The organism is Microcoleus sp. Pol14D4 (genome assembly GCF_036701245.1).
GTDB lineage: Bacteria > Cyanobacteriota > Cyanobacteriia > Cyanobacteriales > Microcoleaceae > Microcoleus.
Map to the genome: position 1 here is coordinate 1 of NZ_JAUBQM010000062.1, position 13,271 is coordinate 13,271.

Sequence of the window (13,271 nt, forward strand, 5' to 3'; positions counted from 1 at the left end):
GAGAAATAAGTTTATTGGCTCGCGTTCTGGGACTACTTAGCTCAGATACTCCAACCAGCGGTTATTGAGCAGTTACGTTAGGACTTACGCACAAACTATCTATAGTTGTAGTATGGGTCTGAAGCACCTTACTACTAGAGATAGTCTAATAATAGAAGGAAGGCAGCGTAAGTCCTCTTGGTTTCATTGATCAAAAAAAAATACTTAGGTGAGTACCTTAAAACTAGGAACAGGAAAGTATCCAATGAAGTTAGACAAGTTTGTACTAGCACAAAACATGGCATTTCTAATAGCCATTCCACCACAAAGTAATTTGGCAAAATTGCTCTCCTTTTGCTTGGCGACAAAAGCTAGACAAAAGACAACTGGAACAGAAATCTTAAGGATCACCTGTGAGCTAATGGCCAACCCCTCTAATTTGCCCTATTGGACTCAAGACGTGATGGGACTAGATTTAGATTACACCAGTGAAGAGTGGAAAGCTTTAGGAGAAATGGGCATCAACGATGCAGAGGAGTTTATGGCTACCCTCTGCCAAGAGTTGGAAAATTTAAGTTTGTAATATCTAGCCCTAGCGTCAGCAAACAAACTCTCAGGTTCCAAACACTCTATCAAAAGCATTCATCACAGCCGGATAGTTAAAAAACCATGTCTAAAGACAAGGAAGCGTCAACTTTCAAGAGAGAAACAAAAATATGTCTTTAAATGTTGAACTTTTAGAGCAAAGTTTCGAGAAAATCAAACCTCGTGCTGATGAATTTGCCACTAGCTTCTACGAAAAATTATTTACAACTCACCCAGAGTTGAAACCCCTGTTTGCCAAAACTGATATGGCAAAGCAACAGAAAAAGCTCATAAGCGCTCTGGTTTTAGTAGTAGAAAATCTCCGCTCTCCAGAGGCTTTAGGGCCAGTTCTCAACGCACTGGGAGGCAGACACATCGGTTATGGAGTAATTCCCAAATATTACGGTCCAGTTGGAGACGCACTACTAAGTGCTTTTGACCAGTCTCTCCAGCAAGATTGGACTCCCGAAGTAAAGCTGGCGTGGACAGATGCTTACAGAGCAATTACAGGTTTGATGTTAAAAGGCGCCGGGGTAGAAACGACACCTGAAGAAGTTCAATTACAAACAGAGATAATTCCCGATCAACAGGTAAGTATAGCAGCTAATCACCAACTAGAATCAGTCCCACAAAAAGAGCCAAAATTAGCCGTAGAGGTACTGGAAAGCAGTTTTGAGAAAATTAAACCTCGTGCTGATGAATTTGCCGCTAGCTTCTACGAAAACCTCTTCATCGCTCACCCTGAATTTAAACCGCTGTTTGCTAATATCGATTTAGAAAAGCAACAGAAAAAGCTGATCAATGCGTTGGTATTGGTAGTAGAAAATCTCCGCTCTCCTGAAGCTTTAGGGCCTGTTCTCAATGCCTTGGGAAGCAGACACATCGGCTATGGGGTAATTCCCAAATATTATGGGTCAGTTGGAGACGCACTGCTGATGGCTTTTGAGCAGTATCTCCAAGAAGATTGGACTCCCGAAGTCAAGCGGGCGTGGACAGATGCTTACAGAGCAATTACAGGTTTGATGTTAAAAGACGCAGGTGCAGATTCTTCACCAAATGTTGTCGCAGATAAAAAAGATGTCACACACCATCAGCCAAAAGAATCACAGACACAATTACTGAACGAATCTAAGCCGATCGCGCCGCCAACCGAGCAACATAAAAAGCCTTTAGTATCAATTCAGTTGGATGGTGAAATTATCCAAAAAATGCTCTCAAAAATAACTGATAGTTATCAGCAATTTCAGGGTCAATCATTCGTTCAGCGATTGGGTGAAGTTCTCAAAGGAATTTTAGGAAAATTCATTGATAATTTTTGGACACAACCCGCGTGGTTAGTGGCTAGTGTTTCAGCAGTTCTGTTCATCATAATTTATGTGGCGGCGGATGATAATTCTCTGATTGGAGAGGTTTTGCAGAGTGTTGATGCTCTTAGTATGGTCGTTGCTTTAATTTTATTCATTAAGGAAGCTCCGGATCGTCGGAAGCAATTTCATTACCAAGCTTGGAGTATAGTTGATGCAGCACACGGCGTAAAAGTTAGCTATGCAAGAATTCTGGCACTCCAAGATTTGAATGACGATGGTGTTTCTCTTAGAGGTTTGGATGCTATTGGTGCAGAGTTAATAGATATTAATCTCTCCCGGGCAAATCTCAGTGACACCAAATTGAGTGAATCCGACCTCAGTAATGCTAATCTGAGCCACGCTAACCTCAATAATGCTAACCTCAGTCAGGCTAAATTGAGTGGCGCTACTCTCAGTCATGCCAACCTGAGTTTTGCTCGATTAAGTCAGGTTAATTTCAGTAGTGCCAACCTCAGTGGCGCTAATTTAATTTGTGCGGACTTGAGTAACGCAAATATGAGCGGCGTCAATTTGACGAATGCTAGTTTGAGTGGTGCTAACCTGAAGAGTGCCTACCTAAGTGGTGCAAATCTCAAAGGTGCTAAAGTTAGCATTTCTGATCTGAGTGGTGCTTTGCTCACAGGTGCTGTTATGCCTGATGGCTCAAAATATAAGTCTCTGGAAGATGGAATCACAAATAAATAAATTGATGCCAGCTTTTTTATGACCTTAATATGTGTTTTTATACTAAAATGGTCGCGTCGCCCTTTTAGTATAAAAGCTTTGGCTTACGGAAATGCGATCGCAGGGGAGGAAACCTGTTGACCTGGAATCGTTTCATTAAAGTGCTGCTCATAACAAGAATTAAAATAGCAACATTGACACTGAGACTAATCTCCTCTACACTATAAATGCCTACGAAAAAACTTTTTGATTCGTTCTCATTCTCTTTCTAAGTTCTGTCATTATCCACTACCACAAAGGTTAAAACCAACTATGACGAAATCTCAAAATATGTAAACCCTCTACTCTTGGGCATCATTTTTGAGGAGCATCTGAAAATCATGGAAACCTAACGCAATAAAAAAAAGATAAACCAACAGAATCAGGTAGAATCTATTTTGAATATATTGTATAGCTAAAAATAGCGAAAATTTTTTGTGACAAAATTACTATCATGCAAGAACCTAATATGCAACCGCAAAAACCCGTTCAAGCCGCAGTTGAAGACTTGCAAAAAAGGCGTTCTCGTCGTTCCGGTCGGCGAGAGAGTTTTTTTAATAACCTCAAAGAAAAACATCCTAATTTTCACACTTTCTACGTATTTATCAACATTATTGCTATCTGGACTGGTGCTTTCACTATATTTGACTCATGGGCTGTCGGAGAAAATTTGTTAGAAGCACCCGCCCCTGAATTTTATCTAGAAAGTATTCTGCGCTTTCTGAGTTTGCTAGCTGTTGGCCTGATAATGCTTCTTTTAGACGACCTCTCCTTAAAGGAGTTGCTATTTGGGAGAACAACTCCTTCAGAAAAAGCTTTTGAGGCTATGAATTTTAGAGAGAAAGTCTTTCATAAATTCAAAAATAAGTATCCCAGCTTGTCTACTATTTATACTCTAATTGCAATCATCTTATGTTGGTGCGGCGTCTGGGGTTGCTTTTACCAAGTTCCGCTTCAACCATTTTTGCGGGCCGTGCTATCAGTTTTTGGTGGTTTCTTCTTGCTTTATATTGACGATATGAAGCTGGACGAACTTTAGGCTTATCGGTCTTTATATTATCAAAATTTGTGAAAAATAATGGTCAAAAAATACCAAAACATATATTGTAAATACGAAGTGGATCGCAGCGGTTTCATGGCTGAAGCCGACTCGGAAAAAATGGCTTAGTCTCAGGCAGGAGTTATGAGTTATCAACCGGGTCATTACTGTACAACATCATTCGTTATTTTTGCCAGAGCGGGTCTGTCTTATACTATGGTTTCTATTGCGTTATCTGTAATTTGAGTGGAATTTTGCCAATCTAAAGATTAGGCCTTAAACCACTTCATTTAGGCGGAAAACTCCTTTAATTTATTTTCTCAAAACCGACAAACCCATAAGCAACGCTCATTCTATGGCTACCACAACCGACGAGCCATTACCTTTACACGAACTTATTTCGCGGATTTTGGCACCAGAACCCTCCTTCCAGAAGCCGAAGGGACTCCTCGCGGGATTGGGTACAATGCAAGCCCTCAATCAGCGCCTGGAAAATCAACCCCTGCTGGATTTCATCAACGCCACTTTGCGGGGAATTAGTCAGGTCATTTTCGTCAACAACCCTTTAAGTGGATTGCTAATTTTCGCTGCTATGTTCATTCAGTCTCCCTGGCTGGGGAGCATGAGATAATGACTATCTTGGGCGGTGAGTTTTTTGGCAAGAGGGCACTGTTTAGTGGGGAACCGAGTCCGGTATCAATCGTCGCCGTTGACGATTTGCAAGTTCTTGTCATCTACTCAGATGCTGTAAATACGATGATTGAACGTCAACCAAGCTTGGGGCGCGAGATAGGTCAAATTATCGAAGCGCGAAGCAAAGCCGTAAGTATGGCCGGGCAGGTAGATGTTTCTTCCCATGCTGAGGTTGATTCCCTCTGAGGATTTTGAACTAAATTGATATGGAGTAGAATTATTCGTCAATAGAAATTAAACGCGCCATAAATTACATTCAAAACTCAAAAGTATCGATCGCCAAATGCCAGTTTTTCTGGTGTAGCCGATCGCAAATTTGCACTTTCTCAACCGCTAAATATTGCAGAAATTCTGGTTTCTCTATGCCGCTGCGCCACATTACCAGAGCATCTTCTCCGGTGTCTTCGTAGTAGCGTTTCCGCCGCCCTGCCTCTTTAAACCCAAATTTTTGGTAAAGAGAAACTGCGGCTAAATTAGATTCCCGTACTTCTAAGGTTGCCCGTTCTAATTGTCTATAGTGAGCCTTTTTTAGTAAATCCCAAAGCAGGGCTTGTCCTAAACCCTGACCTTGAAAGCGAGGATGAATTGCCAAAATTGTAATATGAGCTTCTTCTAAAATTGCCCACAGGCAACCCAAACCGATGAGAGTTGGGGGAATCTGTAGGGGCGGTGCCCCCGTGTCCGCCAAGTTTTGAGCTGATTCACAGTCCTCGGTTTCCGATGCCCACAAACCCAGTAAATCGCTGTTAGGACTGCCTAACTCGCGCCCATAGCCTTCGATCGTCCACAGTCCACCAAAACAGAGCCGATCGAGTTCGACTGCACTGTTGAGGTCTTCGGCGGCGAGATGTTTAATTTCTAGAAAACGCACGGCTGTAAATTGTACACTGGAAAACACAGTAGCGATTAGCTGTTTGTTGCTAGTCCTGAGTCATGACTCACAAGTCTCCAGACATTAGTCTACTGCCAACGACCAATGACTGCTGATTAATGACTGCCGACTGCTGACTGCTGATTAATGACTGCTGACTAATAACCTAGGATAGTTATTGCGCGATGGTATCAACTCAATCTTTCGGGGTCGAATCGGGACTTAAGTATCTGTCTGAGTCGAAGCCGGCCCTGCAAAATCGATCGCCCAATCAAGAACTGTTACCGCTGACAGCCAGTGTTAACAGCAGCGATCGGTTGGAAATCGGAGGCTGCGAGGTAACAGCCTTGGTGGAGCAATTTGGCTCGCCGTTGTATATTTTAGACGAAGAAACGCTGCGGGCGGCTTGCACCCAGTACCGGGATGCTTTCGGGCGTTACTATCCGGGCGAATCTCAAGTGCTCTATGCTTCTAAAGCTTGGAGTTGTTTGGCAATTTGCGCGATCGCAGCTTCCGAAGGCTTAGGCATAGATGTCGTATCCGCCGGAGAAATCCACACTGCACTGCAAGCCGGCGTGGGCCCCGACAAAATCTACTTCCACGGTAACAATAAGTCTCGCGAGGAACTACAGCTAGCTGTCGAAAACGGCTGCATTACCGTAGCCGACAATTGGCGGGATTTAGAGACTTTAGCAGAGTTGGGAGAATTGGGTGTCAGCAGCCTCACAGGTGGGCCGACACGAGTTATGGTGCGGTTTACTCCTGGAATTGAGTGTCACACCCACGAGTACATTCAGACGGGTCAAATCGACAGTAAATTTGGCTTCGATCCCAACTCGCTCGATCGAGTATTTACTTTCATCAGCCAACAGCCGTCCTTATTTTGCGTCGGAGTGCACGCTCACATCGGCTCTCAGATTTTTGAACTGCAACCCCATGACGATTTAGCCGAAGTCATTGTTCAGGCCTTGACAAAAGCACTTAGTTATGGTTTGCCAGCGACAGAAATTAATATTGGCGGTGGGTTGGGCATTCGCTATACTGAAGCGGACGATCCTCCTAGCATTGAAGATTGGGCTCGTACGATTTGCAAGGCAGTGGTAGCAGCTTGCGAGCGGCAGCAATTGCCCTTGCCTAAATTGCTTTGCGAACCTGGTCGATCGCTCGTGGGTACAGCTTGCGTTACAGCTTACACCGTTGGCTCTAAAAAAGTCATTCCGGAAATGCGGACGTATATAGCTGTCGATGGCGGAATGTCGGACAATCCGCGTCCTATTACCTATCAATCAGTTTATCGAATCCTCGCAGCCGGCAAAATGTCTGCTCCCTTAACGGAAACAGTGACAATTGCTGGGAAACACTGCGAATCAGGCGATGTTCTGATTAAAGATGCCAAATTGCCAGAGTGTGGGGCCGGAGATATCCTAGCCGTTCCGGCTACAGGGGCATACAATTACAGCATGGCTTCTAACTACAACCGAGTGCCCCGACCGGCAGCGGTTTTAGTTAGTAATGGGGAAGTTAACACGATTATACAGCGGGAAACTTACCAGGATTTGCTGAGGCTTGACCGCCTTCCTGAACGACTCGGATCTCAAAAGTTAAAAGTTAAAAGTTAAAAGTTAAAAGAAAGACAATCCATGTTTACTTAGTGATGATTGCCTTTTCACTTTTAACTTTTGCCTTGTTCAGTCACGCGATTAGATTGACACTCCCCGGTCTAAAAACACGGGGATTTTCAGCATATTCCTTATAACAACTGTTCATGGTTCATGGGTTCGAGTGCATCACGGTTCGCGGTTCACAGGCGGTAGCGTTCGATGAACCATGAACAATCAACAATCTGGCTTTGACTTGGCCCTGGTTCAGTCCTTATTGATTCAAGGGATAGATATTGGACTGGTTTTTGCCCTTGCGTATTTGGTGCTCGTCATTGTTGGCGAGCGCAGAACGCTGTGGATGGTAAGGGGATTTATCATTTTGATGCTGGCGGCGGCGGTGAGCAACTGGGCTGGATTAAGGCTGTTGCACGTTGCGCTCAATAGCTTGGTGACTGGTTCGGCTGTGGCAATGGCGGTCATATTGCAGTCGGAGTTTCGCCGATTTCTGGAACAATTGGGTCGGGGGGAATTTCGGCAATTGTTTGGACGCGATCGCCGACCAAATCCCGAACCGGACAGCGTAATAGATGAAATTGTGGACGCAGTAAAAGAACTTTCGCAAAACCGCACGGGCGCTTTACTAATTATAGAAACAGATTCTCCGATCGACGATCGAGATTTTTCGGTGCCGGGACTAAAGCTAAATGCTGAAGTTTCTAAAGAATTGTTGCAGACAATCTTTCAGCCGCAAACTTTGCTGCACGACGGAGCTGTTTTGATTCGAGGTTCGCGGATCGTGTCGGCGGGGGTAATTTTGCCTTTGTCCGATCGCAGCGCGTCGCGGCAGTTGGGAACCCGCCACCGGGCGGCGATGGGGATTACGGAACGGGTGCAAGCTTGCGTGTGCGTGGTGGTGTCCGAGGAAACAGGTTCTATTTCTTTAGCGCAGATGGGAATGTTAAATCGACCTTTGACTAGCAGCAAACTTAAGGAATTGCTGGAAGCAAAGCTGTTTCCGTCGGAGGGAGAAAGAGTTGTGGCTCCAATTCCGATCGGCAATCTCGGACGCCAGATAGGATTGAAGGGAGTGACGCTGTTAAAACGGATACTGCGCCGTTAGTCGGGTAATCGGGAGAAACCATGAGTCAAGGAATTTGCTTGGAAAAGTTGCCGGAGGATCTGCAACAAGAACTACTGCCTAAGCACATAGCAGTGATTATGGACGGGAACGGGCGCTGGGCTCAGAAGAAGGGGTTGCCGCGGATTGCGGGACACCGCCGAGGAGCTAGCACTTTGAAGGAACTGCTGCGCTGCTGCAAAGATTGGGGGATTCCAGCTTTAACGGCCTATGCTTTTTCGACGGAGAATTGGGGGCGGCCGGCCGGGGAAGTGGATTTTTTAATGAGTTTGTTTGAGGGAAAGTTGCGGCAAGAATTGCGCGAGATGGTGGACGAGGACGTGCAAATTCAATTTATGGGGAATTTGCAGGCTTTGCCGAAGTCTTTGCAGGCCCAAATCGAGCGTTCTGTGACGGCCACTCAGCACAATCAGGGGATTTTGTTTACGGTGGCGACGAATTACGGAGGGCGTCAGGAGATTGTACAAGCTTGTCGGGCGATCGCCACTCAGGTGAAAGAGGGCAAGTTGCAGCCGGAGGAGATTGATGAGGTTTTATTTAAACGCTATTTGTATACTGCTGATGTTTGTGACCCGGATTTGCTGATCCGAACGAGTGGGGAAATGCGGTTGAGCAATTTTTTACTATGGCAAATGGCTTATTCGGAAATTTACATTACTGAGACGCTGTGGCCGGATTTTGATCGATCGGAGTTTCACCGCGCTTTGTCTACTTATCAGCAACGCAACCGCCGATTTGGCAAAGTCTAACTATTTTGGATTTTAGATTTTGGATTTTAGATTAATTTTTCACTTTCCAATTAAGTAGATTCTGAAATGTATTCCTCAATCTAAAATCTAAATTCGCCAATCTAAAATCAAATTAGGGGCCGGAGAAAATGGCCGCTTCAATGTCCTGACGCGAGAGGGAGTATTTGAATGCTCGCTGAATGTCTTGGCCGTCGGCTCCAGCATCGATGTAGCGGACGGTAAGTTGGTCAATATCGAGGGAGAGTTCTGCTTTCCATGTAAGTTGCTCGATCTGCCAGCAGTGGAGTTCTCGCCGATCTTGCTGGCAGCCGCGGCTTTTTAGCCACTGCTCGATTTCAGGGAGTGGGTGGTTGTACAAAGGAGTGTCAGCGGAAGGAAGAGTCATGGGATTTTAGATTTTAAATTGGGGATTGGGGATTTCCGATTGAGGATTGGAGATTGGGGATTTGAGGCTTTAATTGCCGCGAGTTAAACCGATCGCTATCGCCAGTACCAAACATCCGATTAAGCTAGCTCCCATGATCAACAGGGCAAACATTTCTCCAGGAGAAAGAGGTCGATCCGTAGGATCTAGGTAAGCGGAGTTGGAAGTTTTTTTGCCGGAGCCCGAAACCGGAGCATCGAAGCCGGGGGGCGGCCCAATCACGTTCAGGCGAGAATAGCCTATTTTGAGGTCGTAGGCGAGGCGACGTTCTGGGTTGCTGAGGGTGGCGTAGGCGTTGTTGAGCTGCTGAAATTTGGCGGTGGCGACTGCGGATGGCAGGTCGGTGGTATCGGGATGGTAGAGTTTGCTCAGTTCCCGGTACGATCGCCGAATTTCGATCGCTGAGGCTGAAGGATGCAGCCCTAACAAGCTGTAATGAGTGGAACCCAAGGGGGTTTTTCCGGGTATTTTTTGACTTTTGTTTTTTGCAGTTGCCTCGTTTCCTGCCACCGAAGCCCCTCTCTGCCTATTGTTAATAATATTTGGTTATTTTAGCGGAAATCTGAAGGAAGAGGAATTAACCGCAGAGGGCGCAGAGAACACAGAGGGAAGAGGGAAGAATTCTAAATTCTCCCGTGCTTTGGCTGTTTCTGCTGTCACGCGGTTTTTTATTCTTTATTGGGGTTGACTTTTTCGGAGGAATGTGAGTTAGCGAGGGCTAGCACTGGGGCGTCGGTGGGTTCTGGTCGATCGATACTGTGTTCGCTCTCGATGGGAAGTTGGCAAGAAATCAGTTCTGTGACGATGCGATCGCCCAGAACATCTTCCCAATCTTGCAACTGTTCTCTGGCTTTAATCGGTGTATTGAGAGCCACGTCTACGCCCATTTGCTGAAGGTTGAGGCTGTGGGCTGTCGATCGGCGGTTGACGCACTCCACCAGCCAAACGCTCAATCCGACTGCAGCCATCAAAGGCAAGACAATCCGGTAATCGCGGGTTAATTCAAACATCAATAGGATGGCTGTCAGCGGTGCTCTGGCACTGCCGGCGAGTACGGCGGCCATTCCCACCATTGCGTAGGCAGGAGGGCCGGCGACTCGATCGCTCATTGCCGGCAGCATTTCCAAAAAGAGTCCGTAAGCCGAACCCAGGGAAGCTCCCAAAAACATCGCCGGAGCGAAGATACCGCCAACTAAACCGCTGCCGAGGCTGATTGCTGTCATCGCCAGTTTGACAAACAGCAGCAGCAGCAGCAAAGGCAAGGAAAATTTAACATCTTGGAGCATTGCTTGGACTGTTTCGTAGCCGACACCCAAAATTTGAGGAAATTGCAGGGCGACTAAGCCGACGCAGGCCCCGCCGATGATAGGCTGAAGCGGCCGGGGCACTCGTCCGAGCCAAGCAAATCCTCGGATTTTGCCTTGAAAACAGCCATCTGCCAATTGAATTGCTTCTGTGTAGGCTAAGGAGACTCCGCTCGCCAAAAGTCCCAATCCCATGTACAGAGGTAGTTCTAAGGGGCTGCGGACATCGTAAACCGGCAAAGCAAAGGCCGGCTGAGATCCCAAGCAGATTTGAGCGATCAGCGCGGAAACTACGGCGGAGAGCAAGACTACGCTGACTGACGAAGTGGCGAAGGTGCTGCCGAGCACTACTTCTAAAGCAAAGAACACTCCGGCGATGGGAGAGTTAAACCCGGCGGATAAGCCTGCAGCAGCTCCGGCGCCCAGGAGCAAGCGCTGCCGTTCCGGGGAGAGCTGCAAGACTTGAGCCAGCAGCATTCCAAAATTAGCGCCGATTTCGACACTGGGGGCTTCCGGGCCCAGGGAGGCGCCGGTGCCGAGGGAAACTGAGGCTGCCACCATTTTGGTGATGGGTTTGAGGGGGGAGAGTTCTTGCAGGCCGCGGGTGGCTGCAATTAAGGAAGACATATTCGGGCCAAAGTCCCGAAACCGCCACCGCATCAGCCCGATGATGACTCCGCCCAGGGTGGGAATGCAGGCGAGCGTCCAAGAACCTTTCGACGCGATCGCACCCATGAAGTCTTCCAGCATCAGGCTGTGGATGAAGTGGATGAGGTAGTGAAATGTCACGACGCCTGCGCCCGTAACTCCCCCAATGACTAGGGAGAGGATGAGCAGGAGGGTTTCTGGGCTGGGGTGCAGGCGGGTAAATAGCGGGCTTAGTCGGGAGGCTTGGGGAGTTGCTGCAGTTGGCCCGGGTGGCGGCAGATCCACAGGAGGGATGGCTCTCATTTAGCGGTTAATTCTTCGGTGAGAAGTTATATAATATTACAATTTATTTCTTATTTTCATTTTGAGTGATTTTAGGGGAATTGACAACTTAATTAAGGCGTATTTTAGGGTAAATTTTTTGGGCGGGCCGCTTGGATGGAATGACTGATTCTGAGGAGCGGCGGATTTGGCGTGATTGTATGCTAAGTTACATTCAAACTTAGATATACTCTGGCGATAATGCTCATTAACTATATTTAGCGTGTTGGCGTTTAGGGCGATCGCATCAGTGAACGGGTAATATCATATAACTCAGTGAAAAACAACATTCAGATTAAATAATTGACGATTTGAGATTTTATCTTAAAACCACAAATCTCAAATCTCCAATTTTAAATCCCTCGATCGCGCATACTATCACATCGGTTGTTGAGTGGGGGGGATTCTTTGTCTGGGTTTGGCGATCGACATTAGCGGATCGCCTATGGTGGCGACTTTCCAGGGTGGGGATTCTAGCTGGCGTGCTGCGATTAAAAGGGGTGAGCCTCGCTTCAGGCGATCGACCATTAATTTAGGTGGAATAAATGCAGATAAAAAAGGTTCGTTGACGCTGCCAATATATGCGTAAGCACCATTTTCTAACCACCTTCCGGCAACCGTGTTGTTGTCATCTGGGGCGGCTGCTGACCAACTGTGGATCATGTGGATTGCTGCGGGAAATAGGAGTTTTGGTATGTCCTCAACTGAAGCGTCGCCGTTGCCGACTTGGAATGATTTTGGGTAGCCTTTGGAATTCATTAATATTAAGTCAAATGTCCAGGGTTTTGACGCTAAACTCCGCCACTTTTCCAGGCTCGATTCTGGTTTCTGCACTACTTCGACATTCAAACCTATGGTTTTTAGTCCGCTAGCGGCGGTATCCATTTCATATTTCCCCCAATTTCCTTCCTTGGGGTAACTGTTATAAAGCATGGCGGTTTCGGTATCGAGAAATATGGCACACATGGCTTGATAGATCGATCGTACCTCGGAGCCGTAAATCCAGCCGACAGCCGCCCAGCGTTCGCCGTTGGGGTGCCGTCCCAAACCATCGGTAACGGCTAGTTGTTCGTCGGGTTTTTCAGGAGATTGATATTTGACTGCTAGTTGGCGTACAATGGTTATTGTGTCGATCGGGTCTGCGAGTTGAGAGTAAAAATATCCGGTTGATTCGACAGCTTTTGTAACTGCTAGTTGCAGATTTTTCCACTCTGTGTTGTTGAGGGTATCGTTGGGTTTTCCGAAGTTGCCTTCTAGAAATACTAAAGGTTGACCGTGAGCGGCTGCTAAGGCAACTGCTGCTGAGCGTGCCGGGTCGTTTTCTGATGTGATTACTACTCCTGGGGGTTCCCAGCCGAGTTGCGTCCATTGTGCCTTTAAGGTTTGAGTATCGGTGGCATTCCAAGCTGCTGCTGAGGCGTTCAGCATTAATTGTTGGAGTTTTTGATTTTTTGGCAGTTGCTGTTTGATGCTGGGCAAACGCACTATTTCTTCCGGTTGAAAGCGTTGCACAAACATGGGCGCATATTTTTTGTCTTCGATGAGAATAGGCCAGTTTCCTTTGAGATTCCATTTTTGGATTGCTGCTAAGAATGTGGCTTCGTCTGGTACTAAAACTACGCGGTTGACTGTTGGTATGTTGTCGCGAAGGATGGCTGTTCGGAGGCCTGTTTGAATTGGCCAGGGTTCTTGTTTGGCTGAGGCGGGAAGTTGAAAGGGTTTTTTGAGAAAGCTGCACGCTGTTAATTGCTGTGACAAGCATAAAAATAGTGTTAATACTAGCAGTATAATTTGTATTTTTTTGTTATATTTCATTTTTAAACCGCAGATTGAAGCAGATTAACGCAGAT

13 protein-coding genes are annotated in these 13,271 nt (G+C 46.6%); 8 read left to right on the forward strand and 5 right to left on the reverse strand.

Annotation, left to right across the window (positions count from 1 at the left end; genetic code table 11):
* The first annotated feature begins 244 nt into the window (after positions 1 to 244).
* The 5 genes from QUA33_RS20100 to QUA33_RS20120 all read left to right on the forward strand — a co-directional run bounded on the left by QUA33_RS20100 (position 245) and on the right by QUA33_RS20120 (position 4,551).
* Positions 245 to 562: a hypothetical protein gene (locus QUA33_RS20100; RefSeq protein WP_333150580.1), complete on the forward strand. Its 318-nt coding sequence runs from the start codon at positions 245 to 247 to the stop codon at positions 560 to 562.
* Between the two features lie 133 nt (positions 563 to 695).
* The gene (locus QUA33_RS20105) at positions 696 to 2,615 is read left to right on the forward strand and encodes a globin domain-containing protein (RefSeq protein WP_333150582.1); all 1,920 of its coding nucleotides are present in this window, start codon (positions 696 to 698) and stop codon (positions 2,613 to 2,615) included.
* A 472-nt stretch (positions 2,616 to 3,087) separates the two neighbouring features.
* Positions 3,088 to 3,672 carry a hypothetical protein gene (locus QUA33_RS20110; RefSeq protein ID WP_333150584.1) on the forward strand — a complete coding sequence of 195 codons (585 nt, stop codon included), beginning with the start codon at positions 3,088 to 3,090 and terminating at the stop codon, positions 3,670 to 3,672.
* Positions 3,673 to 4,027: 355 nt separating this feature from the next.
* Complete coding sequence (locus tag QUA33_RS20115; RefSeq protein ID WP_333150586.1) at positions 4,028 to 4,303, forward strand: urea transporter; 276 nt, start codon at positions 4,028 to 4,030, stop codon at positions 4,301 to 4,303.
* Positions 4,303 to 4,551 carry a cyclic nucleotide-binding domain-containing protein gene (locus QUA33_RS20120; RefSeq protein WP_333150588.1) on the forward strand — a complete coding sequence of 83 codons (249 nt, stop codon included), beginning with the start codon at positions 4,303 to 4,305 and terminating at the stop codon, positions 4,549 to 4,551. Before QUA33_RS20115 ends, QUA33_RS20120 begins: the two co-directional genes overlap by 1 nt.
* Positions 4,552 to 4,621: 70 nt before the next feature.
* Here QUA33_RS20120 and rimI read toward each other — a convergent pair whose 3' ends face one another.
* Positions 4,622 to 5,236: a ribosomal protein S18-alanine N-acetyltransferase gene (gene rimI, locus QUA33_RS20125; RefSeq protein WP_445243267.1), complete on the reverse strand. Its 615-nt coding sequence runs from the start codon at positions 5,234 to 5,236 to the stop codon at positions 4,622 to 4,624.
* Between the two features lie 185 nt (positions 5,237 to 5,421).
* Between rimI and lysA the strand changes: the two genes are divergently transcribed.
* The 3 genes from lysA (at position 5,422) to QUA33_RS20140 (ending at position 8,724) form a co-directional block, all read left to right on the forward strand.
* Complete coding sequence (lysA, locus tag QUA33_RS20130) at positions 5,422 to 6,855, forward strand: diaminopimelate decarboxylase (protein WP_333150592.1); 1,434 nt, start codon at positions 5,422 to 5,424, stop codon at positions 6,853 to 6,855.
* A gap of 208 nt (positions 6,856 to 7,063) precedes the next feature.
* Complete coding sequence (gene cdaA, locus QUA33_RS20135) at positions 7,064 to 7,957, forward strand: diadenylate cyclase CdaA (protein WP_333098654.1); 894 nt, start codon at positions 7,064 to 7,066, stop codon at positions 7,955 to 7,957.
* A gap of 20 nt (positions 7,958 to 7,977) precedes the next feature.
* Positions 7,978 to 8,724: an isoprenyl transferase gene (locus tag QUA33_RS20140; protein ID WP_333074010.1), complete on the forward strand. Its 747-nt coding sequence runs from the start codon at positions 7,978 to 7,980 to the stop codon at positions 8,722 to 8,724.
* Positions 8,725 to 8,836: 112 nt separating this feature from the next.
* On the opposite strand, the gene QUA33_RS20145 is transcribed toward QUA33_RS20140, so the two are convergent.
* From QUA33_RS20145 to QUA33_RS20160, 4 genes are all read right to left on the reverse strand, one after another.
* The gene (locus QUA33_RS20145) at positions 8,837 to 9,109 is read right to left on the reverse strand and encodes a DUF3143 domain-containing protein (RefSeq protein WP_333150594.1); all 273 of its coding nucleotides are present in this window, start codon (positions 9,107 to 9,109) and stop codon (positions 8,837 to 8,839) included.
* Between the two features lie 69 nt (positions 9,110 to 9,178).
* A complete protein-coding gene (locus QUA33_RS20150) occupies positions 9,179 to 9,658 on the reverse strand; it encodes a J domain-containing protein (protein ID WP_333150596.1) in 480 nt (159 codons plus the stop codon).
* 158 nt (positions 9,659 to 9,816) lie between these two features.
* Complete coding sequence (locus QUA33_RS20155) at positions 9,817 to 11,403, reverse strand: chloride channel protein (RefSeq protein WP_333150598.1); 1,587 nt, start codon at positions 11,401 to 11,403, stop codon at positions 9,817 to 9,819.
* A gap of 396 nt (positions 11,404 to 11,799) precedes the next feature.
* Positions 11,800 to 13,236 carry a hypothetical protein gene (locus tag QUA33_RS20160; protein WP_333150600.1) on the reverse strand — a complete coding sequence of 479 codons (1,437 nt, stop codon included), beginning with the start codon at positions 13,234 to 13,236 and terminating at the stop codon, positions 11,800 to 11,802.
* Positions 13,237 to 13,271 lie beyond the last annotated feature (35 nt).